This window comes from Pseudarthrobacter sp. rb (genome assembly GCF_056389225.1).
The window spans coordinates 1-24,261 of sequence record NZ_JBWJAR010000015.1 but is presented as its reverse complement, the minus strand read 5'-3'; the positions used below and the strand labels follow the sequence as shown (position 1 = coordinate 24,261).

The following is a 24,261-nucleotide window of genomic DNA, read 5'->3' as shown; positions in this document are numbered from 1 at the left end:
TGGTGCCGCGCGTCCAGCACCGGCCCCTACCCCAGGTCGCCGCCGGCCACCGGGAGGATACTGCCGGTCAGGTAGGACGCCTCGTCCGAGGCAAGGAACACGATGGGCGCCGCCTGCTCGTCGAGGGTGCCGTAGCGCTTCATGAATGAGGAGTCCACCGTCTGGTCAACGATGGTCTGGTACCAGTCCTTCTCGGTGGCGGATTCGGCGTCCGGCCCGCGCTTGACCTTCCGCGGCGGGGCTTCCGTGCCACCCGGGGCGGTGGCCACCACGCGGATGCCGTGCCCGGCCACCTCCATGGCCAGCGACTGGGTCAGGGCGTTCACGCCACCTTTCGCCGCAGCGTAGGGCACCCGGTGCATTCCGCGGGTGGCCACCGAGGAGACATTCACGATTGTGCCGGAGCCCTGCTCCATCATGGCCGGCAGGACTGCCCGGCAGGTCCACAGCGTGGGAAAGAGCGAGCGGCGGATCTCCTTCTCGATCTTCTCCTCGTCGTACTCCTGGTAGGGGCGGGCCCAGATGGTGCCGCCCACGTTGTTGACCAGGACGTCCACGCGGCCGTGGGCTGCGAGCGCGGCCTTGATGGCCTGGGTGGCGCCGGCGAAGGTCTCCAGGTCTGCGGTGACGGACGTGGCCGACCCGCCCGAGCCCGAGGCTTTGGCGGCCTCGTCGATGCCGCGGGCAACGTCGTGGACCAGGTCCGCGCGGTCCACCAGGACCACGGCGCCGCCTTCGGCACCGATGCGCTCGGCCACCTTCCGGCCGATCCCCTGGGCGGCACCGGTGACGACGGCGACCTTGCCGCCGAACCTGCCCGGCGTCACGTATTGCCCGGCGTACGGCGCAGCCATCAGCGGCCGGCCTTGGCGTCGATGGCCCCGGCCATGGTGTCCTTCGCGTCCTGGGCATGGGCGGTGATGACGGCGCGCAGATGGTCCTTGTCGCCGCGTTCGAAGGCGTTCACGATCTCAAGGTGGTCCTGGGTGACGCGTTCGAAGATCGGCGTGCCGGCTTCGAAGGCCGCGGCCATCTGGGCGTGGACGTCCAGGCGCCGGTAGGACTCCAGGAGCATCGGGTTGTCGCAGACCATGAAGAGGTACTCGTGAAATTCCTCGTTGGTGCGCGCGAACTCCTCGGGGTCGGTGATGTTCCCGCCCTGCACCGAGCCGGTGGTGGCTTCCGCGAGCCGGCGGAGCTGGCGAAGTTGCTGTTCGCTGAGCCTTCCCAGCAGCAGTTCGCTGACCGCAAGCTCCAGGCCCATGCGGGCGTCCAGCTGGGCGAAGCTGTCCTCCTTGCGGAAATCCAGCCGGCCGGTCTCCAGCGAGGACACGGCCTCGCCGCGGCTCATGGTGTCGCCCTCGACCTGGATCTTCCCGGCCGGTGCGGGGGCGCCGGTTTCGGCGTCGCCCCCGGTGGTCTCCTTCGGCGCGAAACGTTCGAAGTAGAAGTTGGCGGGCTTGATGCCTTCGGTGTCCAGCCACTTGGAGACGGCGTTGACCATGGGCGGCGGGCCGCAGAGGTAGATGTCCACGTCGCCGTCGTTGAGGTGCTTCGGTTCGATGATCTGGGTGACGTAGCCGGTGTGCGGGGCGGAAGTGCCGGGCTCGGAGGCGATGTAGTCCCAGGTGAAGCCGGGCAGTTTCGCCTCGTAGGCGCGGAGCCAGTCAAGGCCCACGATGTCCGCCTCGCGGGTGAGCCCGTAGATGAGGTGGACCGGGGTGGACGGCGGGTTTTCGGAGAGCTTTTCCAGGATGGACAGCAGTGGGGCCAGCCCGGTGCCGCCGGCCAGGAGCAGCAGGGGCCGCTTTGGCTCGCGCAGGAAGAAGGATCCGTACGGGCCCGTGAACTCGATGGCATCGCCTACCGCGGCGCGGTCGCGCAGGTACTCGGACATGGCGCCCTGCGGAGTCACGCGGACCATGAAGGACGCATCGTCCACCTCGGGGCCGCTGCTGAAGGAGTAGGAGCGCTCGGCGTCGGTGCCGGGAACCTTGAGGTTGACGTACTGCCCGGGGAGGAAGGCAAGTGCGTCCCGGTTCTCCACCTCAAGGGTGAAGGACACCGTGGTGTCGGTGTGCCGGTTGAGCTCCTTGATGGTGGAGCTGAACGTGGCGGCCGCCGTCTTGGCCGATTCGGACGTGGCCGGGATCTGGATGGCCAGGTCGGACTCCGGGACGGCCTGGCACGTCAGCAGGTAACCCTTTTCGAGCTCCTCCTCCGTCATGGCGTCGTCGATGAAGTCGCCCGGGTCGAAGGAGCCGGAATCGCAGAACGCCTTGCAGGTGCCGCACGCGCCGTCGCGGCAGTCCGACGGAATGTTGATCCGCGCCTTGTAGGCCGCGTCCATGACGGTCTCATAGTCACCGACCTTGATGACTTTGGTAACGCCATCTTCGAAGCTGAGGGCTACTTTGTGGCCCATGGGGTCCTCCTGACTGGGGCGGCCGCGTCGTCGCGTCCGGGGAAAAGTTATGGCGTGCCCGGCGGGCACGGGATGGGACCTGCCGTTCGGCGCCCGTTGGTCCCGGGCGCCGGCTGCGGGCAGGTCAGATCATGTAGACGTCCACCACGTGGTGGATGTAGTCGTTCTTCAGGACGACTTTCTTCTTCAGGATCACCGGCTGCGGGCCGGAAAGGTCCACCGTGTAGTAGCTGGTGCCGAAGTAGGTGTCCGTCGTGTTGTAGCGGAAGTAGAGGGTGAACCAGTTGAAGCGCACGTCCACCTTGCCGCCGTCGTTCGCCACAACCTCCACGTCCGTGATGTTGTGGCCCGTGCGCGGCTCCGGGAGGGAGGTGGCCGAAGACCTGTCGGTCTTGATCCGGAACACCCGGTCCTCAATGCCGCCGCGGTTGTCGTAGTAGATCAGGGAAATCTCGTTCTGGGGATCCTGCGTCAACTGGTCGTCCACGTCCCAGGCCGGCATCCAGAATTCGGAGTCCGGGTGGTAGCACTCCAGCCATTCATCAAACTGGCGGTCATCCAGCAGGCGGGCTTCCCGGTAGAGGAACGCCCGGACGGTTTCGAGGGTTGCGATCTCCTCCGCGGTCTTCAGGACCGGGGCGGTGTGGGTCAGGTTGGTCATGGGTTCTGCGCTCTCTATGGTTCCGGCGGGCTCTCTCAGGCGGTGACGGGAACGGATTCCAGTGCGGAACGTTCCTCTTCCTCCGCCAGGGCCCGGTCCATGACTTCCTTCCAGTACCCGTGCTGGATGGGGTAGAGCCCCTCATCTTCGGTGCGCACGCCGGAGGCGATCACCCTGGTCATGCCCAGGGCCTGCGCCTGCTCGTCCGGGCCGGCGATCTCGTGGGTGGAGCCGCGGGTCATGTCGTTCCACGGGGCGCTGGTGGCCCAGTAGGTCTTGTTGCAGGAGCGGAATTCCTCCAGGTCGTCCGGGGTGGCCATGCCCGTGGCGTTGAAGAAGTCCTCGTACTGGCGGATGCGCTTGGAACGGTTCTCCTGGGACTCCCCCTTGGGGGCGATGCAGTAGATGGTCACCTCGGTCTGGTCCGCGGAGATCGGCCGGAAGTGGCGGATCTGCGAGGAGAACTGGTCCATGATGTAGACGTTCGGGTACAGGCAGAGGTTGCGGGAGATGTTGATCATGAAGTTGGCCCTCTCCTCGCCGTACTTGGCCACAAGCTCGTCGCGGCGGTCCCAGAGCGGGCGGTCCTGGGGGTTGGTCCATTCCTGCCACAGCAGCAGGTGGCCGTGGTCGTAGGAGTAGAACCCGCCCTTGACCTTGCCCCATTTGCCGGCATCCATGGCCTTGGTCTTGTTGGCGGAGTCTCCGGCGCTGCGGCGGGCCGTGGTGGCTGCGTAGTTCCAGTGCACGGCGGTGACGTGGTAGCCGTCCGCCCCGTTCTCGGCCTGGACCTTCCAGTTGCCGTCGTAGGTGTAGGTGGAGGAACCGCGCAGCACTTCCAGGCCTTCCGGTGACTGGTCGACGATCGAGTCGATGACCTTGGTGGCGTCGCCGAGGTGCTCCTCGAGCGGGAGCACGTCAGCCTTCAGCGAGCCGAACAGGAAGCCGCGGTAGGACTCAAAGCGGGCCACCTTGGTGAGGTCGTGTGAGCCTTCCTTGTTGAAGGTCTCGGGGTAGCCGGCGTTCCGGGAGTCCTTGACCTTCAGCAGCTCCCCGGAGTTCTTGAAGGTCCAGCCGTGGAACGGGCAGGTGAAGGTGGTGCGGTTGTCCGTCTTGCGGCGGCACAGCATGGCGCCGCGGTGCGAACAGGCGTTAACCAGGCAGTTCAGGTTCCCGTCCTTGTCCCGGGTGATCATCACGGGGGTGCGGCCGATGTAGGTGGTGAAGTAGTCCCCCACGTTGGGGATCTGCGACTCGTGGGCGAGGTACACCCAGTTGCCTTCGAAGATGTGCTTCATCTCGAGTTCGAAGATCTCCTGGTCGGTGAAGATCTCGCGCTTGGCCCGGATGACGCCGTTCTCGCGGTCGTCGATCACGGCGTCGGCAAGGACCTCGCGGGCATGGATCAGGTTCTCGGTCATGGCGTGCTCCTTCATTGGAGATTGCTGGACGGATGGGCGGAGGTCCACTCGGGAAGAGGCTTCGGCGGCGGACGTTGTCCAGCAATTCTTGCCGCTCGTGATTGGCCTCACATCAGGCAAATACCTAGGTTCTACCAAGGGTGAGTTTATGTACTGATAATGACTCAAAAGACGCCTAGTTGATATTTGTAGCGTCCTTATCTCCACGCCTACGCTTGAGACCGAGATCACGCGGTGCCGAGCAGGGCAGGTGGAACGTCCCGCCCCGCCAGCCGCGTGGGGAGCAGGAGCCCTTCCTGTCCCATTCAATGAAGAAGGTGGACATCGTCATGACCCAAACCCCAACGGACAGCCGCACGGAAAACGAAGGCACCGCCGTCGAAGCAGGCTCCAAGGCAACCGAGCGGTTCGCTGCGTCAGGCAAGCTCTCCCGCGTGGATGTATCCAAGGAACGGGTGAGCCTGCTGGCCGGCGCACTGATCAAGGCCGCCAACGACATCGTCGTCGAGCACCAGGTCACCTACGAGGAATACAACGCCCTGAAAGCATGGCTGATCAAGGTGGGCACGGACGGTGAATGGCCGCTGTTCCTCGACGTCTGGCTTGAACACACCGTTGAGGACGTGAACTCCCAGGACCGTCCCGGCACCGTCGGCACCATCGAGGGTCCCTACTACGTTCCCGGCTCTCCGGAACTCCAGACGCCCGCCACGGTGGAAATGCGCGACAACGAAGAGGGCACCCCGCTGCGCTTCACCGGCCAGTTCACCGACACCGACGGCAACCCCATCCAGGGTGCCCAGGTGGAGATCTGGCACGCGGACGCCGCCGGCTTCTACTCCCAGTACGCCCCGGGCATGCCCGAGTGGCTGTTCCGGGCCACCGTCAAGGCCTCCGACGACGGCCGGTTCGAGATCAACACGATGCGTCCGGCGCCCTACCAGATCCCCACGGACGGCGCCTGCGGGCAGCTGATCAACGCCGCGGGCTGGCACGCCTGGCGTCCCGCGCACGTCCACATCAAGGTGTCCGCGCCGGGCTACGAGCCGGTCACGCAGCAGCTGTACTTCCCCGGCGACCCCCACAACGCGGACGACATTGCCTCGGCCGTGAAGCCTGAACTGATGCTGGACCCCCGCCCCCGTACCGACGGGAAGGGCGAGGAAGTAGTTTATGACTACGTCCTGGCAAAGCAGGGCCAGAAGAAGTAGCACGCAAACTGGGAGACACCCCCGCACGGAGGCGCTCCGGAGCTGATGCTTCGGAGCGCCTCCGGTTTTCCTCGCCAGCCAGGAGTTCCGATGAGCCATCCCCGCCCCGACCCGGCCGCCACATCCGTCGGGTCAGCCCCGCCGGCGCCGTCGCCGGAACCCCTGCTGGAACGCCCGGGGGTCCGGCCCGCTGGTCCGCGCCGGATTCTTCGCGACCTGGGCCTGTCATATGTCTCCAACGGGGCAATCGGGCTTATTTTCGCGGCGTCCGGGCCCATCGCCGTTACCCTGGCCGTGGGGACGGCCGGTGGCCTGACCCAGGGCCAGCTGTCGTCCTGGGTTTTTGGCATTCTCTTTTCCGGCGGGGCGGCCACGCTGCTGATGTCGCTCATTTACCGGCAGCCCCTGGGCTTCGCCTGGTCCATCCCCGGCACGGTGCTCCTGGGACCGTCCCTTCAGCACCTGGCCTTCCCCGAAGTCGTCGGGGCCTTCTTCACTTCCGGCGTGCTGATCCTCGCCCTGGGCGCCACCGGGGTGGTGCGCAAAGCCATGGCGCTGGTGCCCATGCCGCTCGTGATGGCCATGGTGGCCGCGGTGTTCCTGAAGTTCGGCACCGACATTGTTGCCTCCACCCAGGACAACCCGGCGGTGGCTGCTCCGATGGTGGCCGCGTTCCTGGTCCTCACCGCAGTTCCCAGGCTTGGCAGGTTCCTGCCGCCGGTCCTGGGCACGCTGGTGGCAGGCTGTATTGCCGTGGCCGCCAGCGGGCAGTTCAGGCTGTCGCCCGGCGGACCGCTCCTGGCCACTCCGGTTTTCACCGCCCCTGCATTCACGTGGGCTGCCCAGCTGGAGCTGGTGGTTCCACTGGCCCTCACCGTGCTGTTCGTCCAAAACGGCCAGGGCATCGCCGTCCTCCGCGCCGCCGGCCACCGCCCGCCGGTGAATGCCTTCGCTATTGCCTCCGGCGCCTTTTCAGTGCTAAATGCCGGTTTCGGCGCCGTTTCGGCCTGCGTTACAGGTCCCACCAACGCCCTGTTGACGTCGTCCGGGAAGAGGGAGCGCCAGTACACGGCCGCCGTGGCGTACGGCCTGCTCGCCCTGGTGTTCGCAGCGTTTGCCCCCACCCTGACCCGGCTGATGCTGGCCGCGCCCAAGGAGTTCGTCCTGGCGCTGGGTGGCATCGCGATGCTGCGGGCCCTCCAGCAGGCCTTCGTGACGGCCTTCGCCACCAGCTTCACCCTGGGATCACTGGTGACGTTCGTGGTGACAATCTCCGGCATGAACCTCTTCAACATCCATGCAGCCTTCTGGGGCCTGGTGATTGGCTACGGGGTGTCCCGCCTGCTGGAGCGCGCGGACCACGCCCAGCCCTGAGCCGGACCGGGCGTTTGTGTGTGCCTCAGCGCCCGCCGGGGATTTTCTGCGTCAGCTCGGGTCCGGTTCCACTGCCCAAGCCAGCCGGTGCAGGAAGGTTGCGGTCCTGCTCCTGAACGCCAGCCACGCGGGCCGCTTCCACCCGGACTTCGCGCTTATTTTGCGGCGAGTGGGGCTGTGCGCTTTCGCCCGCGCGGATGGCGCCGGCGAATAAGAGGGCAAGAAGGCTTGCGCTTTCCATCGTTCTCCAAGCTGTACTGGTCAATCCCGGTGTACAACCACCGTGCCCTGCGGAAGAAGGCTTCAAACACCATCAGCAGGCCCATTGGGTTGCGGGGCGGGCATGGCGGTGCTGCGTTAGGCACGTGCAGTGTTAGGCAATAGTCTGGCCAGATGGGGACCAGTGCCGTGACTTCCGGCGAACAAGTGGACAGGCAGACCCGCATCCTCGAAGCGGCAATGGACCTGCTGTCCCGCCACGGGATTTCGGGCGTGAGCATGCGCGCGGTGGCGCGGGAAGCCGGCGTGGCGCTGGGCCTGGTCAACTACTACTACGACGACAAGACCACCCTGATCCGCGCTGCCCTGCGCCGCGTGGATGAGCATGACCTTTTACTCGTCGCCCCGGACCCGTCCGTGGCGCCCGATGAACAGCTGCGCCGCGCGCTCCGGCGCGTTGCCGGCGCTGACCTGCTGACCACGCGCTACCTGTCCCTGCGCCTGCACCTGTGGGCCCTGGCCCAGGCGGACGAGGATTACGCGCAGATCAACGCCGCCGCCTTTGACCGGTACATCGACGGGCTCGCGGCGCTGGTGTCCAGCGCCAGGCCCGGACTGTCCTGGGAGGCGTGCAGGGAGCGGGCGTCGGACATCGTGGTCATCCAGAACGGCGTGTGGCTGACGGCGCTGCTCGGGGTGGACAAGGCCTCCATCCAGCGGAGCATCGCGCGCACTGAGCAGATCGCGTTGGCACCGGTTCCGGACGAAAACGGCGACGCCCAGGTCCCCTCACAGCACTGAAACACCCAGTCCAGGGGCAACAGTAGCCGCGCTATGAGCATTGAACAAGTGTTCAAGAAAAGTATTGAACACTTGTTCAACGTGCATTACTGTCCTTCCTATGACTTACGCCACACCGGCCCAGGAAGCCGCCCCCAGCACTGAAACCAAGCCCGCCTCCTCCCTGTTCATCAACGGCAGGTGGGAGCCGGCGGCGTCCGGCGCGGTGCGTGAAATCCGCAACCCCGCAGACGGGGAGCTGGTGGCCACCGTGTCCGAGGCAGGCCGGGAAGATGCCGAACGTGCCATCGCGGCAGCCCGGGCCGCCTTCGATTCCGGCGCCTGGTCCAGCGTCCCGGCACCGGAGCGTGGCGCCTTCCTCCTGAAAGTCGCTGCCGGACTGCGGGAGCGCCGCGAGAAGTTTGCCCGTGCGGAATCGCTGGACACCGGCAAGCGGATGGTGGAAAGCCGCATCGACATGGACGACATCGCCGCCTGCTTCGAGTACTTCGGCAGGCTCACCGGGCAGCAGGCGGGCCGGATGGTGGACGCCGGGGACGCCGCCGTCGTAAGCAGGATTGTCTACGAACCCGTGGGCGTCTGCGGGCTCATCACACCGTGGAACTATCCGCTGCTTCAGGCGGCGTGGAAGATCGCCCCCGCGCTGGCCGCCGGCTGCACCTTCGTCCTCAAGCCCTCCGAGCTGACGCCCTCCACCAGCATCCTGGCCATGCAGCTGCTGCAGGATCTCGGCCTTCCGGACGGCGTCGCCAACCTCGTCACCGGTGCCGGCGCCCAGGCGGGCGCCCCGCTCTCGGAACACCCCGACGTCGACCTTGTCTCCTTCACCGGCGGCCTGGAAACCGGCAAGCGCATCGCCGCGGCCGCTGCCGGCACCGTCAAGAAGGTGGCGCTGGAGCTCGGCGGCAAGAACCCCAACGTGGTGTTCGCCGACGCGGACTTCGACGCCGCCGTCGACAACGCCCTGAACGGCGCGTTCGTCCACTCCGGGCAGGTCTGTTCCGCCGGCGCCCGGCTGCTGGTGGAGGAATCGATTGCCGAGCGGTTCGTGGACGAGCTGGTCCGCCGGGCAGAGGGCATCCGGCTGGGTGGCCCCTTCGACGACGAAGCCGAGACCGGCCCGCTGATCTCCGCAGCGCACCGCGACAAGGTCCATGCCTACGTCCAGCGCGGCATCCAGGAGGGCGCCCGGCTGCGCACCGGCGGCGCCCCACCGCAGGACGGAAAGTACGACGCCGGCTTCTACTACCAGCCCACCATCCTGGACCGCGTCCAACGGGGGATGTCCGTGGTCACCGACGAGGCGTTCGGCCCGGTGGTGACGGTGGAAACCTTCCGCACCGAGGACGAGGCCGTGGCCACCGCCAACGACACCATCTACGGCCTGGCCGGCGCGGTGTGGACCCAGGACGCCGGCAAGGCGCAGCGCGTCGCCTCCCGGCTGCGGCACGGCACCATCTGGATCAATGACTACCACCCCTACCTCCCCCAGGCCGAGTGGGGCGGCTTCGGCCAGTCCGGTGTCGGCCGCGAGCTGGGCTCCACGGGCCTGGCCGAGTACCAGGAAGCCAAGCACATCTACCAGAACACCAGCCCCCAGGTCACCGGCTGGTTTGCTGACCACGGCAAGGAGAACTAGATGCACTACGACAACATCGAGGACGTGACCGAACGCGGGTTCGACTACGTCGTCATCGGCGGCGGGTCCGCGGGGGCGGCGGTGGCCGCACGGCTCAGCGAGGACCCGGATGTCACCGTGGCCCTCGTCGAGGCGGGCCCGGACGACCGGAACATCCCCGAGATCCTGCAGCTGGACCGCTGGATGGAACTGCTGGAATCCGGGTACGACTGGGATTACCCCATCGAGCCGCAGGAAAACGGCAACTCCTTCATGCGCCACGCCCGTGCCAAAGTCATGGGCGGCTGCTCCAGCCACAACTCCTGCATCGCCTTCTGGGCCCCGCGCGAGGACCTGGACGAATGGGAGTCCAAGTACGGCGCCACCGGCTGGAACGCCGATGCCGCCTGGCCGCTGTACAAGCGGCTGGAAACCAACCAGGACGCCGGGCCTGACGCACCGCACCACGGGGACTCCGGCCCCGTGCACCTGATGAACGTGCCCCCGGCGGATCCTGCCGGCGTCGCCCTTCTGGACGCCTGTGAACAGGCGGGCATCCCCCGCACGAAGTTCAACACCGGCACCACCGTGGTCAACGGCGCCAATTTCTTCCAGATCAACCGCCGGGCGGACGGTACCCGCTCCTCCAGCTCGGTGTCCTACATCCACCCCATCGTGGACCGCCCCAACTTTACCCTGCTGACCGGCCTGCGCGCCCGCCAGCTGGTGATCGACGCGGACAAGCGCTGCACCGGCGTAGACGTGGTGGACGGGGCGTTCGGCCGCACCCACCGGCTCACCGCGCACCGGGAAGTCATTGTGTCCACCGGCGCCATCGACTCCCCCAAGCTGCTCATGCTCTCCGGCATCGGCCCGGCGGAACACCTTGCCCAGCACGGCATCGAGGTGCTGGTGGACTCCCCCGGCGTCGGTGAGAACCTGCAGGACCACCCGGAAGGCGTGGTGCAGTTCGAGGCCAAACAGCCCATGGTGCAGACCTCCACCCAGTGGTGGGAGATCGGCATCTTCACCCCCACGGAGGACGGCCTGGACCGCCCCGACCTGATGATGCACTACGGTTCCGTGCCGTTCGACATGAACACCCTCCGCCACGGCTACCCCACCACGGAGAACGGCTTCAGCCTCACCCCGAACGTCACCCACGCCCGTTCCCGAGGGACGGTCCGGCTGCGCAGCCGCGACTTCCGCGACAAGCCCATGGTGGACCCCCGCTACTTCACGGACCCGGACGGCCACGACATGCGCGTCATGGTGGCCGGCATCCGCAAGGCCCGCGAAATCGCCGCCCAGCCTGCCCTGGCGGAGTGGACCGGCCGGGAGCTCTCGCCCGGCATCGAGGCGCAGACGGACGAGGAACTGCAGGACTACATCCGCAAGACCCACAACACCGTCTACCACCCCGTGGGCACCGTCCGCCTGGGCCCGGCCGACGACGACATGTCGCCGCTGGATCCCCAGCTGCGGGTCAAGGGCGTCACCGGCCTCCGCGTGGCCGATGCGTCCGTCATGCCCGAGCACGTCACCGTCAACCCCAACATCACCGTCATGATGATCGGCGAGCGCTGTGCCGATCTCATCAAGACGGACTATGCCGGCGCCGACGCCCTGGAAGAGAAGGAGCTCACCACGTCCCTCGCCTGAGCGGCGGGTCATCAAGGGGGCCGCATTCCCAACAATGGCGGCCCCCGCAGAACGTTATCTCGCCGCACCCCAGGGCGGCCGGTCCCATCGTGCTTTTCTGATCTAGGAGTCCATATTGGAACCCAGCAAGAGTATTGATTCAAGTGGCATGGATGAATTTGGCTACACCCAGACCCTCGACCGGAGCATCGGCAAGTTCGCGAGCTTCGCCGCCGGTGTCAGCTACATCTCCATCCTCACCGGTGTCTTCCAACTGTTCTACTTCGGCTTTTCCATGGCCGGACCGGCGTACGCCTGGTCCTGGCCCATCGTGTTCGTCGGCCAGCTGATGGTGGCCCTCTGTTTCGCCGAGCTGGCCGGCCGCTATCCCGTTGCGGGCTCGGTCTACAACTGGGCCAAGCGGCTGTCCTCCGGGACCTCGTCCTGGCTGGCCGGCTGGCTGCTGCTGCTGTCCTCCATCATGGCGCTGGGCTCGGTGGCACTGGCCCTGCAGATCACCCTCCCTCAACTCTGGGAGGGCTTCCAGTTCGTCGGTGACGGCACCGGCCCCTATGACTTCGCCATGAACGGCGTGGTGCTGGCCACCATCATGATCACCATCTCCACGCTCATCAACGCGTTCGGCGTGAAGCTGATGACCCGGATCAACAGCGTCGGCGTCTTCGTGGAGCTCATCGCCGCCGTCCTGCTGATCCTGGCACTGGCCTGGCATGTGGTCCGCGGCCCGGAGGTCTTCTTTGATACGGCCGGTTTCGGGGAAGGCAAGGACCTGGGCTTCTTCGGCGTCTTCCTGATCGGTGCCATGGCCTCCGGGTACGTCATGTACGGCTTCGACACCGCCAGCTCGCTGGGCGAGGAAACCAAGGACCCCAAGAAGACCGCTCCCAAGGCCATCCTGCGCGCCGTCACGGCGTCGTTCCTGCTGGGCGGGGGAATCCTGCTGTTCGGCATCCTGGCCGCACCGGACCTCAGTGACCCGCAGATCGGCTCCCCCGACGGCGGCCTGCAGCACATCGTCCTCTCCGTCCTGGGCGGCCCGTTCGGCAAGGCCTTCCTGGCCTGCATCGTGGTGGCTGTGGTGGTCTGCACCCTGGCCGTCCACGCCGCCGCCATCCGCATGATGTTCGCCATGGCCCGCGACAACAACCTGCCCTTCAGCCGGCAGCTCAGCAAGGTGGATCCGGTCCGCCGGACCCCGACAGTGGCGGCCATCGTCATCGGCGTCATCGCCGTCATCCCGCTGCTGGTCAACGTGATGCAGCCGGCTATCTTCACCATCCTGTCCAGCATCAGCATCGTGCTGATCTACCTGTCCTACCTCCTGGTCACGGTCCCCCTGCTCCGCAAGCGGTTACAGAAGAAGTGGCCGCTCGTCGCAGACGGATCAGAGCCCGGGTTCACCATGGGCAAGTGGGGCCTCCCCGTGAACATCCTCGCCGTCCTGTGGGGCGCCGCGATGACGGTGAACCTGGTCTGGCCCCGCCCGGAAATCTACAACTCGGTGCCGCCGTTCGAGTGGTACCTGCAGTGGGGCGGCGTCTTCTTCGTGGCCGCCGTGGTGATTGGCGGGGCCATGCTCTACCGCCTGAAGATCCGCCATCAGACCGGGGTGCTGGCCGAACACGCCGCGGCAGTCGCCGCCCACCCGTCGTCCAACGACCCCAGGTTCGATCCCGCGGAGGACGCGGTGCCGGCCAACGCGGCGATGGCAACCGAGGGCTAGCAACACCACAGCAGAAGGGGCCGACGTCGGCACTCACGTGAGTGCCGCCGTCGGCCCTTTTGCGTTGGTCGGGCCAGCGGTTGGCGAGGGCCCGCGTCACACAACGGAACGGCCATCCGCTCCGGAGCGCCAACGCCCTACCCTTGACAGGTGACATTGACTAAACTCCGCACCGCGTCCGCGGGCTCCCTCGCCGCCGCAGGCCTCCTGCTGACCCTCGCCGCCTGTTCCACGCCGGCCTCCACCCAGCCAAGCTCCTCGGCCCCCGCCTCATCTGCAGCGGCTTCGTCGAGCGCCAGCGCCGCTTCAACCTCCGCCGGCCCCTGCGACGGCGTGAAGGTCATCGTCGATTCGGGCGCCCAGAAGCAGTCCGCAGCCGACACCTCCGCCTGCGTGTCCGTGGATGGCCCCACCGTGGCATCGGCCGTTCTGAGCAAGGCCGACGTGAAGGTCGAGGGCACCGCCAAGTACCCCACGAGCTTCGCGTGCCGCGTCAACGGAGTGCCCGCCGCGGACTTCGACATCAAGCACAAGGGCGGCACCACCCGTGAAGCGTGCGATGACAAAAACACGGTCTCGTATTGGGCGCTCTGGGTGAAGCCCGCCGCCGGCGCGTGGGCTTACGCGCAGGAAGGCCTGGACAGCCTGAAGCTCAACCCCGGCGAGAGCCTTGAACTGCTCTACACGGTGGACAACGAACCGGCAGCACCCGCGTCATGACCTTCCGGCCCGCGCCGTTGCGCGCAGCGGCGGTTCTCGCTGCTGTGTTCATCGCGGCGCGGGTCGCCTACCGGGCCCTTTTCAACGGGGCGGCCACGGGTACCCCGGTCCTGCTGGACCTTCCGCCGCTGAGGCTCCCCGCCCCGTACGCCCACGTGGTGTTCCTGGGTCCGATCACGGCCCCGGGGCTCTGGGCGGCGGTGCTGTCAGCGCTGCCCATCGCCGCAACGATCCTCGGCTTCGGCCTGCTCAACGCCTGGGTGGATGTGTCCCGTGGCTTCGTCCGCCTGGCCCGCGGCGGCCCCCTGCAGGGCGTGGCCCGCATGCTGGTGGTGGCTTGGGCGGCCCTCCCGGCGCTGGCCGACGCCGTGGCCTCCGTACGCCTGGCCTTCCGGCTCCGCGGCGAACGCTTCGGCCCCCGCGCCCTGGTTCCCGTCCTCGAACGCACCCTGGAGCACGCCGGCCGCATTGCCGCGGCCCTGGAGCTGCGCGGCTTCGGCAGCCGGGCATCCCGCCAAGGACATCACGACGACGGCGCGCCCCTTGTGGTGCGCGACGCCCAGTTCCGCATCGCTGACACGCGCATCCGGGTTGACTCCTTTGCACCGCCGGCCGGGTCCGTCGCGGTGATCACCGGGCCCACGGGCTCCGGCAAGTCCACCATCCTGCGCGGCCTCGCGGGCCTCCTTTCGCACGTGGACGGCGGCCAGCTGTCCGGCACTGTGCGGATTGCCGGGACGGACCGGGTCTCCGCTCCCCCGCGTGATACCGCGGGGTTGGTGGGCGTCGTCCTGCAGAATCCGCGCGCAGCCTTTGCGACCACCCGCGTCCGGGACGACATTGCCCTGGCCCTCGAGCTCCGCGGTATGCCCTCCGCCGCCGCGAAGGCCCGGGTACGGGAGGTGGCGGAACGGATTGGGGTGTCCGCGCTGCTGGACCGGGACGTCAGCACCCTGTCGGCAGGTGAGGCAACGCTCGTGGCCATCGCCGCCGCCGTCGTGGACCAGCCCCGGCTGCTGCTGGTGGACGAACCTCTGGCCGACCTCGACGCCAACGCACGCAGCCGCGTCATCGCCGTGCTTCGTGCCCTGGCCAACGACGGCGTGTGCGTCATCGTGGCCGAGCACCGGGCCGCGGCCCTGGTGCCGGTTGCTGACTCCTGGTGGACCATCGAGGGCGGTGCGCTGGTGCCGGGCACCGCTCCCTCCCCCTCCATTCCCGCCGATGTCTTGCCGGCGGCCGGTCCGGATCACGGCCGCGACCCCGTGCTGACGGCTGCCCACCTCGAGGTGAACCGGAAGGGCACGCCGCTGGTCCGGGACGCCTCCCTGGCCCTGCACCGCGGCGAGATCGTGGCGCTGGTGGGGCCGAACGGGGCCGGGAAGTCGTCCCTACTGGTGGCGCTGGCCCTGGGCGAGGGTACGGGGACAACGTCCGACGGCGGCAGGGTCGCCCTGGTGCCGGACGCATCGGACGACCTGTTCACCAGGGATACGGTCGCGGGCGAACTGCAGTCGGCGGGGCGGCGGTTGGCACGCCGGAAGAACGGCACGGCGGTTGCTGCCGGGACCGCGGCGGCCCGCCTTGCCCGGCTGCGGGGAGGCGTCCATATTCCCATCGGGAACGGGCATCCGCGGGACCTCTCCGCCGGCGAGCGCAGGATCCTGGCCATCGCCCTGCAGACCATGGATGACCCGGATGTACTGCTCATCGACGAACCCACGCGCGGGCTCGATCCTGCCGCACGGACTGCTGTGGCGGCGGCCCTGCGTACCGCTGCCGAGGACGGTGCCGCGGTCCTGATCGCCACGCACGACCTCGACTTCGCCCACGGCCTGGGCGCCCGGATCCTCCCGATGCGCGATGGGGTGGCACCATCCCTGGAACCTGTCGCTGCTCCGGACCCGTACGTCCCCGCACCCCGCGTCCAAACATCCGTGCCCGCTCTTGCCGGCGCGCAGCCGGGGGCGTCCACCGCTGAACCGGCAGGCGTACCGGATGCCAGGAAGCCCCACCGGGTCCGGATGCCGCGGGGCGCCGAGCTTGCTGTCCTGGCTCTCGCCAACCTGGCTGCTCTGGCGGCGTTCTGCTGGCCCCTGCTTGCCGCGGCCCTCCCGCAGGATGCTGCGGCGGCAACCCCCTACGTTGCCCTGGCCATCGCACCCGTGGCAGCGGTCGCCGTCGTGCTTTCCCTGGACGGATCCGTCCGCTCGGCACACACCGTGGCACTGCTCGGGGTGCTGGCTGCCGTCGGTTCCGCCGTGCGGGTGGCGAGCACCGGCGTCGGCGGCGTGGAGGCGGTGTTTATCCTGCTGATCCTTGCGGGCCGCGCGTTCGGCGCCCGGTTCGGCCTGCTGCTCGGTGCCGCGACGATTGCCGTCTCCAGTGCGCTGTGGGGTGGGATCGGGCCGTGGACGCCGTTCCAGGTCTTCGCCTGCGCGTGGGTGGGCGCCGGGGCTGGGCTGCTTCCCCGCCGGGTGCGGGGAAGGGCCGAACTGTGGATGCTGGCGGCTTACGGCGTGGTGTCGTCGTACGTGTTCGGGCTGCTGCTGAACCTGTGGTTCTGGCCCTTCGCGGTGGGCGGCGGCACTGGGATTTCCTACGTTCCGGGCGCGCCGCTGGGCACCAACCTCAGCAGCTTCCTGCTGTATTCGCTGTTGACGTCGACGGCTGGCTGGGACACCCTGCGCGCCGTCACCACGGTGGTCGGCATCGCCGTGGTGGGCCGCGCAGTGCTCGCCTCGCTGCGGCGCGTGAAGCCCATCTCCGGCGTGGGCGGAAGGGACGGCAGCCGCAGCGGGGGGAAGCCTGAACCGGCGTCTCCGGCTATGGCGCCGGACGGCGGTTTGCAGCGAAGATGACAATTCCGCCGATGACGGCAAGGACGTAAAACCACGTGGCAGTGGCGAAAACGGCTGTGTATGCCTGTGCTCCGGCGGCCGTGCTGAACACGACCGTGAGCAGGGCCAGGCCGATCGATCCGCCCAGCTGGTGGGCCGTGTTCACCAGGCCGGATCCTGCACCGTTGTCCTCCGGAGCCACGCCGGACATCCCGAACTCGGTGAGCACGATGATGGCAATTCCCTGGCCAACACCCAGGACAATCAGGGGCAGGAAGACGTCCGGGAAGTACGCGGAGGCGGGCCCAACGGTGCTCAGCCACCACATTCCCAGCGCCGCAATGACAAGCGAAACCACCAGCATCATGGGTTTGCCGATGAGTGCGCTGAGGGGCCGGACGGCGTACACCATCGCGAAGAACAGAAGGGTGAGCGGGATGTATGACATGCCGGCTGTGAAGGCGCTGAAACCCAGAACGTTCTGCAGGTATTGGCTGAGGAAGTAGAACGTTGAGAACATCGCCCCCACAATCAGGATGCGGATGAGGTAGGCCCCGGAGCGGGTGGTGTCCCTGAACAGGCGCAGGGGCGTGATGGCCTGGGTGCTGCGGCGCTCAATCAGGACAAACGCGGCCATCAGCAGGCCTGCGAGAAGGAGCGGCACCCACGTTGCCGGATCTGCCCAGCCTGCTTCGCCGGCATTGACCAGCCCGAAGACCAGGGCGGTCATGCCGAGCGTGACAGTAAGTGCGCCCGGAGCGTCGAAGCTGCCGCTGCTTTTCGCCGTCTCCGGCAGGAAGCGCGGCGCAAGCAGCAGGACGGCCGCACCGATTGGCACGTTGATCAGCAAGCCCCAGCGCCAGGAGAGCAGGTCGGTGAAGACTCCGCCGACAATGATGCCGGCACTCCCGCCTGCACCAATGACGGCGCTGTAGATGCCGATGGCCCGCGACCGCTCCGCAGGTTCCGGGAAGGACTGGACCAGCAGGGCCAATGTTGCCGGAATGGCGAAGGCAGAGGCGACTCCCTGCAGGACGCGGGCCAGAATCATCACGGCGGAATTCGGTGCAAGCCCGGCAAGCAGCGAGGCGATGGTGAAGACTGCGACGCCCACCATGAATACCCGCCGGCGCCCCAGCAGGTCACCAGCCCGGGCGCCCAGAAGGAGGAGGCCGCCGAACGCGAGTGCGTAGCTGTTCTGCACCCAGGACAGTGTTGGTCCCGTAAAGCCCAACTCCCGCTCCAGGTGCGGCAGTGCAGTGGTGACGATTGAGGTGTCCAGCACCATCATCAGCTGGCAGCCCATGATCACGGCCAACACCACAAAGCGATGCCACCCTCCTGGCGAGGGGGCCACCTTGGCTTCTGCTTGTAACCTGCTCACAATCGGCGCTCCTAATAAGTAACTGGTTGGTTACCTGATGATGCGCCGGGTGGAGGCCTTTTGTCAACTAACCGGTTACTTGCTAGGGTGCATGGGTGGCCCGAGACGCTGAAGCAACCCGAAAACGTATCCTCGACGCAGCCGAGGAGGAATTCGCCAAGTACGGGATCGCTGGTGCCCGCGTGGACCGAATCGCCGACAATGCGCAGGCGAACAAGGCAATGATCTACCGCTATTTCGACAGCAAGGACCGCCTCTTCGACGAGGTCTTCAGCCAGCGGGTTCTCGCGTTCGTCGACGAGGTCGAGTTCGACGCCGCAGACCTGCCCGGTTACGCGGGGCGGTCCTTCGACGTCTACCAGAAGTATCCCAACACGCTTCGCCTGACTAACTGGTACATCCTGGAACGCGGCGAAGAGGGCCAACTGGCCACCCTTACGGCGTCCCACCGGGACAAACTCAGCCGGATCGAAGCTGCTCAAAAGGAAGGCCTGCTGCCTGGCGACCGGACCGCCATCGAGATCCTGACGGCGGTCCGCGCACTGGCCATGGCCTGGCACATCCTCACCCCGGACATGGCCCGGGCCCAGCTGCCCGCCGTCGCGCGCCGGCGCCAGGCCGTCGTCGAGAATGTCCGCAAGCTCCTCGCGCTTTAGGCGGGCGCACTGCCGGGGCGGATGCGACCGCCCCCCAATCTCACACCTTGAAGTACTTGGCCTCCGGGTGGTGGAACACGAACGCGTCCGTGGACTGCTCGGGATGCAGCATGAGCTCATCGCTCAGGACCACGCCCATGCGCTCGGGCTTGAGCAACTCGGTGACCTTGCGGCGGTCCTCCATGTCCGGGCAGGCGGGGTAGCCCAGCGAGAAGCGGGCACCGCGGTAGTCCAGCTTGAAGTACCCCGCCGTGTCCTTGGGCTCCTCGGACGCGAAGCCGAGCTCCTTGCGGATCCGGGCGTGCCAGAACTCGGCGAGCGCCTCGGTGAGCTGCATGACCAGGCCGTTGAGCTCGTAGTAGTCGCGGTACTGGTTGGCCGCGAACATCTTGGAGGTGAACTCTTCGATCTTGGAGCCGGCGGTGACCAGCTGCACGGGCAGCACGTCGATCTGGCCGGACTCGCGGGACTTCACGAAGTCAGCCAGGCACAGGTGCCGGTCGCGGCGCTGGCGCGGGAAATCGAACCGCAGGCGGTCGGTGCCGATCGGGCCGCCTGAACCACCGTCGGGGGCGAGCAGACCTGCCTTGCCCAGTAAGCCGTCGGGATCTTCGCCGTGGTGCAGCACCACCACCTGTTCGCCCTCGGAGACCACGGGGAAGTAGCCGTAGGCCACGGAAGCGTCCAGCATGCCTTCACCGAGGATGCGGTCCAGCCAGTAGCGCAGGCGCGGGCGGCCTTCGCGTTCCACGAGTTCCTCGTAGGAGGCGCCGTCCTCGCCGCGGCCGGGCTTGAGGCCCCACTGGCCCATGAAAGTGGCGCGCTCGTCGAGGAACGCGGAGTAGTCGTGCAGCGAGACGCCGCGGACAATGCGGGTGCCCCAGAAGGGTGGCACGGGCACGGGGTTGTCGGTGGCGACGTCGGACCGGCCGGGCATGGCTTCCGGCTCGGTGATGGTGAACTTCGCCCCGCCCTTGTGGATGCGCTTCTTCAACGGCGGCAGGCCGACGTCGTCCGGCGATTCGCCGCGGGCTACGCGCACCAGCGGTTCCATGAGGGAGAGGCCCTCGAAGGCGTCCTTGGCGTAGCGGACCACGCCGTCGAACTGCTCCGCCAGGTCCTGCTCCACGTACGCGCGCGTGAGGGCCGCGCCGCCCAAAATGACCGGCCACTTCTTGGCCAGGCCGCGGGACTGCAGCTCCGCGAGGTTTTCCTTCATCACCACGGTGGACTTCACCAGCAGGCCGGACATGCCGATCACGTCGGCGTTGTGTTCCTCCGCCGCGGCGATGATCTCGGCGATGCCCTGCTTGATGCCGATGTTGATGACCTTGTAGCCGTTGTTGGTGAGGATGATGTCCACCAGGTTCTTGCCGATGTCGTGCACGTCGCCGCGCACGGTGGCGATGACCATGGTGCCCTTGCCGGAGGAGTCCGACTTCTCCATGTGCGGCTCCAGCAGGGCCACGGCGTTCTTCATGACCTCGGCGGACTGCAGCACGAACGGCAGCTGCATTTCGCCGGCGCCGAAGCGTTCGCCCACCACCTTCATGCCCTCGAGCAGGTGGTCGTTGATGATGCCCAGTGGGGTCATGCCCTCGCTGCGGGCCAGGTCCAGGTCCGCTTCGAGGCCCTTGCCTTCGCCGTCGATGATGCGCCGTTCCAGGCGGCCGCCCGTGGGGAGGGCGGCGAGTTCGGCGGCGCGCTGGTCCTTCAGCGCTGCGGTGTCGACGCCGGCGAACATGTCGAGCATGCGGGCCAGGGGATCGTAGGTGGTGTTGCCGTCGGCGTCGTATTCGCGGCGGTCCCAGACCAGGTCCAGGGCCACCTTGCGCTGTTCCTCCGGGAGGGAGGCGAGCGGGACGATCTTGGCGGCGTCGATGATGCCGCTGGTCAGGCCGGCCTGGACGGCTTCGTGCAGGAACACGGAGTTCAGGACGATGCGCGCGGCCGGGTTCAGGCCGAAGGAGACGTTGGAGACGCCGAGGGTGGTGTTGATGCCCGGGTACTTCGTGGTGATCTGGCGGATGGCTTCGATGGTTTCGATGCCGTCGCGGCGGGTTTCCTCCTGGCCGGTGGCGACGGGGAAGGTGAGGCAGTCGACGATGATGTCCTCGACGCGCATGCCCCATTCGCCCACCAGGGAGTCGACGAGGCGGGAGGCGATGGCCACCTTGCCCTCGGTAGTGCGGGCCTGGCCTTCCTCGTTGATGGTCAGGGCGATGACGGCGGTGCCGTGTTCCTTGACCAGCGGCATGATGCGGGCGAAGCGGCTATTGGGGCCGTCGCCGTCCTCGTAGTTGACCGAGTTGACCACGGGGCGGCCGCCGATGAGTTCCAGGCCGGCCTTGAGGACGGGAGGTTCGGTGGAGTCGATGACGAGCGGGAGGGTGGAGGCGGACGCGAACCGGGAGACGATCTCCTTCACGTCCGCCACGCCGTCGCGGCCCACGTAGTCCACGCAGACGTCCAGCAGGTGGGCGCCGACGCGGATCTGTTCGCGGGCGATGTCCACGCAGTCGTCCCAGCGTTCATCGAGCATGGCCTGGCGGAAGGCCTTGGAGCCGTTGGCGTTGGTGCGCTCACCGATGGCCAGGTAGGCAGACTCCTGGTGGAAGTTCACGTGCTGGTAAAGGGAGGCGACGCCGGCCTCACGTTCCGTGGGGATTCTCGCCGGCGCGTTGTTTGGCTTTGTTTCCACGGCTTTGGTGCGGAATGGCGCAAGACGTTCGACGACGGCGGCCATGTGTTCCGGCGTCGTACCGCAGCAGCCGCCCACCAGGCCCAGGCCGAATTCACGCACGAACTGTTCGTGCGCGGTGGCGAGCTCGGCGGGTGAGAGCGGGTAGTGCGCGCCGTTGGCGCCGAGGACGGGCAGGCCGGCGTTGGGCATGCAGGCGATGGCGACGGAGGACTGCTTGGAGAGTTGGCGGAGGTGTTCGCTCATCTCGTCCGGGCCAGTGGCGCAGTTCAGGCCGATGGCGTCGACGCCGAGCGGTTCAAGGGCGGTGAGCGCGGCACCGATTTCGGAGCCCATGAGCATGGTTCCGGTGGTCTCGACCGTCACCTCGACGAAGATGGGGAGGCGGACGCCCTTGGCGACGATGGCCTGCTTGCAGCCGTTGACGGCGGCCTTGGTCTGCAGGAGGTCCTGGCTGGTTTCGATGAGGAACGCGTCCGCGCCGCCGTCGATGAGGCCCTCGGCCTGCAGCGCGAAGGTTTGCTTGAGGTGGTCGTAGCTGGTGTGGCCGAGGCTGGGAAGCTTGGTGCCGGGGCCCATGGAGCCGAGGACCCAGCGCATGCGGCCGTCTGTTTCTTCCGCAGCTTCGGCGCGTTCGCGGGCGATTTTGGCGCCCTTGAGGGCGAGTTCCTCGATGCGGTCGTCGATGCCGTAGTCGGAGAGGTTGGACCAGTTGGCGCCGAAGGTGTTGGTTTCCACGGCGTCGATGCCGGTGGCGAAGTAGGCGTCGTGGATGTCCGCGATGACGTCCGGGCGCGTGTCGTTGAGGATCTCGTTGCAGCCCTCGAGGTTTTGGAAGTCCGCGTCCAGCTGCAGGTCGCGCCCCTGCAGCATGGTGCCCATGGCGCCGTCGGCGATGACCACCCGGTGGTTCACAGCGTCCAGGAGTTCCTGGGAACGGGCGGGACGGGGGACGGACTCGATGTCCAGTGCGAAACGAGGCATTTAAACAGGTTACGGTCGGGGGCGCCTGCGTTGCGCTGTGTGTCCGGATGCTACGGCGGGGGTGGGGGCGCCGCAGATTCCGCGTCCTCAATTCAAAAACCCTCTCTCACCAAGTTTTGACCACGTTCGCTCCAGTAGTTTTCGCAGTCGACTTCTGACCCAACGATGCAAGGAAAATCGGGCCTTTTGGCAGGGTTCCTCGCTTGGCCGTCGGCGCTGGCAAAAGGGTCGTTTTTGATCATCACCATTTCCCCAGGCGCTGCGTCGCCAGGAAAAAGCTGAGCCAGCGGCTGCACTAGTATCGCGATATGGCTACTAAGACAATGTGGAAGTCCGACGGTGATGTGTGGGTCTTCGAGGAGGGCGAGCTCGCGAAGGTAACGCTGCGAGGCGAGAACCGCCAGAAAACTGCTGATTTCCGAGTCCTCAGGGTGATCAACGGGGCGCTGGTAGAGACCGACCTGAAGGGTCTTTCGAGGTACGGCTGGAAGGGACCCTTCGTGAGTTGGTCGGGAACTTACGAGCTTGAGGTAGAGGTCGAGGTCGAGGAAAGCGAGAGCGACGGAGACACGGCCAGCTCCGGCGAAGGCGAGGAAACATCAGCAGACGGTCCGGCGGAGCCTCATTCAGGCGCCAAATAACGCCGCGAAAAGGCGGCCATTTATCGCCGAAAGTTACAATTTTCGGAGGCATGCCGAGGTTTGGGTCAGGAACGGTCGTTATTGACGGCATTACCGAACGCTCCGGCCGCCTGCAGGTTGAACCGCTTTCGCCACTCCCACGGGGCAATGCGCGGAGAGAGTTTTTCTGCGTATAACATTCAGTCACATGGCCTACAACGCACACGTCCTCAAAGTCCTTATTGCCTCTCCGACTGATACCGGAGAAGCCCGAGATGCGGTCGAAGAGGTGCTCCACAAGTGGAATAGTCGACGGTCTGAGCGGGAACGTGTCATGATTCTTCCCCGTAGATGGGAGAACGATTCGGTGCCCAAGACGGGCGGCGACGGCCAACAGATGATCAACGATCAGCTTGTTGATTCCTGCGATATTGTGATCGGAATCTTTAATACGAAACTTGGCGGACCTACTCCGCGAGCAATATCAGGAACTGTCGAAGAAATAGAGGCTGTTGATAAAGCGGGTAAACCTGTGCATGTCTTCTTCAGCAATGAACTCGTCCCCCGCGGTGCAGAAGAAACTTCGATTGAGCTTAATAAATACCGTAAGCAATTCGAGAAAAAGGGACTTTATTTCGCCTACGACAACTTGCAAGACCTCACCAGGAAGGTCGATGAGGCGATCGAACACGATATAACGGCTCTGAACCTGTCCGTCGAGGCTGACAGCGCGCGACCGACACCCACTGGAGCCAAACCTCAGGCGAGTCACCAGGAGACTCGTTATGCCAAGAAGATTCGGGTCCAGAACTTGGGCGATACCGCCGCAGAATCATTTACTCTGAAATTAACAGGGCAAGGTGGTAAGGCACCTATGGTCACTAACCCTCACATACTCCCTACTATCACTCCACTCGGAGAGTTCGTTTGGGACTTGAACTGGTCTAGTGCACAGACCGGAAACGTTCTTGCAGAAATGGAATGGGAAGAAGACGGCCAGCCGAAAGAATTGAAGCAGTCAATAGCACTGCCCTTCAACTAGGTGACGGCACCGAGGCAAGACTGAACTGTTGCATCAGCATCAGTGTCCATGAAACCGAAAAGGCCGGCACACTGAACTGCTCCCCGAAAGTTGGACTGAAAAATCAGTTCTGACTTTCGGGGAGCAGTTTTATGCATGGAAGAAGTTCGTTGTCCGAGGAACAGCGCGAGGCCGCGGTGGCGCTGTTTGAGATCGGGTG

18 protein-coding genes are annotated in these 24,261 nt (G+C 66.5%); 11 read left to right on the top strand and 7 right to left on the bottom strand.

From position 1 onward, the window contains the following. Positions 1–26: 26 nt before the first annotated feature. From ACWRN3_RS17430 to benA, 4 genes are all read right to left on the bottom strand, one after another. Positions 27–854, bottom strand: a complete 828-nt coding sequence (locus tag ACWRN3_RS17430) for a 1,6-dihydroxycyclohexa-2,4-diene-1-carboxylate dehydrogenase (RefSeq protein ID WP_476741417.1) — start codon at positions 852–854, stop codon at positions 27–29. Continuing rightward, entirely contained in the window at positions 854–2,425 is a 1,572-nt protein-coding gene (gene benC, locus ACWRN3_RS17425; RefSeq protein ID WP_476741416.1) for a benzoate 1,2-dioxygenase electron transfer component BenC, read from the bottom strand. The genes ACWRN3_RS17430 and benC overlap by 1 nt, the downstream gene beginning before the upstream one ends. A 124-nt stretch (positions 2,426–2,549) precedes the next feature. Next, complete coding sequence (benB, locus tag ACWRN3_RS17420; RefSeq protein WP_476741415.1) at positions 2,550–3,086, bottom strand: benzoate 1,2-dioxygenase small subunit; 537 nt, start codon at positions 3,084–3,086, stop codon at positions 2,550–2,552. 35 nt (positions 3,087–3,121) lie between these two features. Continuing rightward, positions 3,122–4,507 carry a benzoate 1,2-dioxygenase large subunit gene (gene benA / locus ACWRN3_RS17415; RefSeq protein WP_476741414.1) on the bottom strand — a complete coding sequence of 462 codons (1,386 nt, stop codon included), beginning with the start codon at positions 4,505–4,507 and terminating at the stop codon, positions 3,122–3,124. A gap of 329 nt (positions 4,508–4,836) precedes the next feature. Here benA and catA point away from each other — a divergent pair, with 329 nt between their 5' ends. The 8 genes from catA (at position 4,837) to ACWRN3_RS17375 (ending at position 16,696) form a co-directional block, all read left to right on the top strand. Then, entirely contained in the window at positions 4,837–5,718 is an 882-nt protein-coding gene (gene catA, locus ACWRN3_RS17410; RefSeq protein WP_476741413.1) for a catechol 1,2-dioxygenase, read from the top strand. Positions 5,719–5,808: 90 nt separating this feature from the next. Next, entirely contained in the window at positions 5,809–7,092 is a 1,284-nt protein-coding gene (locus tag ACWRN3_RS17405; RefSeq protein WP_476741412.1) for a benzoate/H(+) symporter BenE family transporter, read from the top strand. Positions 7,093–7,485: 393 nt separating this feature from the next. After that, positions 7,486–8,112: a TetR/AcrR family transcriptional regulator gene (locus tag ACWRN3_RS17400; RefSeq protein WP_476741411.1), complete on the top strand. Its 627-nt coding sequence runs from the start codon at positions 7,486–7,488 to the stop codon at positions 8,110–8,112. A 100-nt stretch (positions 8,113–8,212) separates the two neighbouring features. Continuing rightward, positions 8,213–9,751, top strand: a complete 1,539-nt coding sequence (locus tag ACWRN3_RS17395; RefSeq protein ID WP_476741410.1) for an aldehyde dehydrogenase family protein — start codon at positions 8,213–8,215, stop codon at positions 9,749–9,751. Next, positions 9,752–11,392 (top strand): GMC family oxidoreductase, encoded by a 1,641-nt coding sequence (locus tag ACWRN3_RS17390; protein WP_476741409.1) that lies wholly within the window; start codon positions 9,752–9,754, stop codon positions 11,390–11,392. It begins immediately after the preceding gene. A 148-nt stretch (positions 11,393–11,540) separates the two neighbouring features. Then, entirely contained in the window at positions 11,541–13,115 is a 1,575-nt protein-coding gene (locus ACWRN3_RS17385; protein ID WP_476741408.1) for an APC family permease, read from the top strand. Between the two features lie 150 nt (positions 13,116–13,265). Further along, the gene (locus ACWRN3_RS17380; RefSeq protein ID WP_476741407.1) at positions 13,266–13,835 is read left to right on the top strand and encodes a hypothetical protein; all 570 of its coding nucleotides are present in this window, start codon (positions 13,266–13,268) and stop codon (positions 13,833–13,835) included. Next, entirely contained in the window at positions 13,832–16,696 is a 2,865-nt protein-coding gene (locus tag ACWRN3_RS17375) for an ATP-binding cassette domain-containing protein (protein ID WP_476741406.1), read from the top strand. Before ACWRN3_RS17380 ends, ACWRN3_RS17375 begins: the two co-directional genes overlap by 4 nt. Here the strand turns inward: ACWRN3_RS17375 and ACWRN3_RS17370 are convergent. After that, the gene (locus ACWRN3_RS17370; RefSeq protein ID WP_476741405.1) at positions 16,662–18,059 is read right to left on the bottom strand and encodes a DHA2 family efflux MFS transporter permease subunit; all 1,398 of its coding nucleotides are present in this window, start codon (positions 18,057–18,059) and stop codon (positions 16,662–16,664) included. The two genes, ACWRN3_RS17375 and ACWRN3_RS17370, sit on opposite strands and share 35 nt — an antisense overlap. Before the next feature lie 95 nt (positions 18,060–18,154). On the opposite strand from ACWRN3_RS17370, the gene ACWRN3_RS17365 reads away from it, so the two are divergent. Then, positions 18,155–18,715, top strand: coding sequence for a TetR/AcrR family transcriptional regulator (locus ACWRN3_RS17365; RefSeq protein ID WP_476741404.1), 561 nt, complete (start codon positions 18,155–18,157; stop codon positions 18,713–18,715). Positions 18,716–18,755: 40 nt separating this feature from the next. On the opposite strand, the gene metH is transcribed toward ACWRN3_RS17365, so the two are convergent. Then, the gene (metH, locus tag ACWRN3_RS17360; protein WP_476741403.1) at positions 18,756–22,400 is read right to left on the bottom strand and encodes a methionine synthase; all 3,645 of its coding nucleotides are present in this window, start codon (positions 22,398–22,400) and stop codon (positions 18,756–18,758) included. A gap of 308 nt (positions 22,401–22,708) precedes the next feature. On the opposite strand from metH, the gene ACWRN3_RS17355 reads away from it, so the two are divergent. Further along, positions 22,709–23,041, top strand: coding sequence for a hypothetical protein (locus tag ACWRN3_RS17355; RefSeq protein WP_255173596.1), 333 nt, complete (start codon positions 22,709–22,711; stop codon positions 23,039–23,041). Between the two features lie 187 nt (positions 23,042–23,228). Beyond that, a complete protein-coding gene (locus tag ACWRN3_RS17350) occupies positions 23,229–24,062 on the top strand; it encodes a DUF4062 domain-containing protein (protein ID WP_324643403.1) in 834 nt (277 codons plus the stop codon). On the opposite strand, the gene ACWRN3_RS17345 is transcribed toward ACWRN3_RS17350, so the two are convergent. Then, the coding region (locus ACWRN3_RS17345; protein WP_476741402.1) for a hypothetical protein at positions 24,059–24,261 on the bottom strand (203 nt) is incomplete at its 5' end. The two genes, ACWRN3_RS17350 and ACWRN3_RS17345, sit on opposite strands and share 4 nt — an antisense overlap.

Coding starts and splice junctions, on each gene's coding strand:
- ACWRN3_RS17405 (WP_476741412.1), top strand. CDS start 5,809: ATGAGCCATCCCCGCCCCGACCCGGCCGCCACATCCGTCGGGTCAGCC.
- ACWRN3_RS17390 (WP_476741409.1), top strand. CDS start 9,752: ATGCACTACGACAACATCGAGGACGTGACCGAACGCGGGTTCGACTAC.
- ACWRN3_RS17355 (WP_255173596.1), top strand. CDS start 22,709: ATGGCTACTAAGACAATGTGGAAGTCCGACGGTGATGTGTGGGTCTTC.
- benB (WP_476741415.1), bottom strand. CDS start 3,086: ATGACCAACCTGACCCACACCGCCCCGGTCCTGAAGACCGCGGAGGAG.
- ACWRN3_RS17395 (WP_476741410.1), top strand. CDS start 8,213: ATGACTTACGCCACACCGGCCCAGGAAGCCGCCCCCAGCACTGAAACC.
- ACWRN3_RS17350 (WP_324643403.1), top strand. CDS start 23,229: ATGGCCTACAACGCACACGTCCTCAAAGTCCTTATTGCCTCTCCGACT.
- ACWRN3_RS17385 (WP_476741408.1), top strand. CDS start 11,541: ATGGATGAATTTGGCTACACCCAGACCCTCGACCGGAGCATCGGCAAG.
- ACWRN3_RS17375 (WP_476741406.1), top strand. CDS start 13,832: ATGACCTTCCGGCCCGCGCCGTTGCGCGCAGCGGCGGTTCTCGCTGCT.
- ACWRN3_RS17400 (WP_476741411.1), top strand. CDS start 7,486: ATGGGGACCAGTGCCGTGACTTCCGGCGAACAAGTGGACAGGCAGACC.
- benA (WP_476741414.1), bottom strand. CDS start 4,507: ATGACCGAGAACCTGATCCATGCCCGCGAGGTCCTTGCCGACGCCGTG.
- catA (WP_476741413.1), top strand. CDS start 4,837: ATGACCCAAACCCCAACGGACAGCCGCACGGAAAACGAAGGCACCGCC.
- benC (WP_476741416.1), bottom strand. CDS start 2,425: ATGGGCCACAAAGTAGCCCTCAGCTTCGAAGATGGCGTTACCAAAGTC.
- metH (WP_476741403.1), bottom strand. CDS start 22,400: ATGCCTCGTTTCGCACTGGACATCGAGTCCGTCCCCCGTCCCGCCCGT.
- ACWRN3_RS17430 (WP_476741417.1), bottom strand. CDS start 854: ATGGCTGCGCCGTACGCCGGGCAATACGTGACGCCGGGCAGGTTCGGC.